Raw genomic sequence first — 500 nt, 5'->3', positions numbered from 1 at the left:
AATTTGGTTTTCGCCAAGAAGTTTCCAAAGCACTTGTAACAAATGTTTGAGAACTACTTTTTAAATCAGCTTTCCAGATTGTTAAAGAGCAAACTTCATAAAGAAGTCAAAGACATAGATTGAACATTTCGTTCAACTCATGGCTTTTGCTTCTCGCAAAATTCAGTACCGATTATGGTGGAGCTATGCGGGATCGAACCGCAGACCTCCTGCGTGCAAAGCAGGCGCTCTCCCAGCTGAGCTATAGCCCCATAATCGGGAACGAAGTGGTGGGTCTGAGTGGACTCGAACCACCGACCTCACCCTTATCAGGGGTGCGCTCTAACCACCTGAGCTACAGACCCACTTCGTGTACTGTCTCTAAACTTGAATCAAGGCAATCTGTGTGAACACTCAACAACACGACATCTTAAGGTAAGGAGGTGATCCAACCCCAGGTTCCCCTAGGGTTACCTTGTTACGACTTCACCCCAGTCATGAATCACACCGTGGTAAACGCC

The 500-nt window shown here is 46.8% G+C and carries 2 tRNA genes and 1 rRNA gene; all 3 read right to left on the bottom strand.

The features are described from left to right. Nucleotides 1-175: 175 nt before the first annotated feature. A tRNA-Ala gene (locus tag ACW5XC_RS20415) sits at nucleotides 176-251 on the bottom strand. Nucleotides 252-267: 16 nt separating this feature from the next. After that, nucleotides 268-344, bottom strand: a tRNA-Ile gene (locus tag ACW5XC_RS20410). Nucleotides 345-415: 71 nt separating this feature from the next. Next, nucleotides 416-500: ribosomal RNA gene (locus ACW5XC_RS20405) — 16S ribosomal RNA — on the bottom strand; the annotation flags it as partial.

This window comes from Aeromonas sp. 25-AL00135, assembly GCF_054052385.1.
The sequence above is the reverse complement of the archived record's forward strand: the minus strand, read 5'-3'. Positions and strand labels throughout refer to the sequence as shown.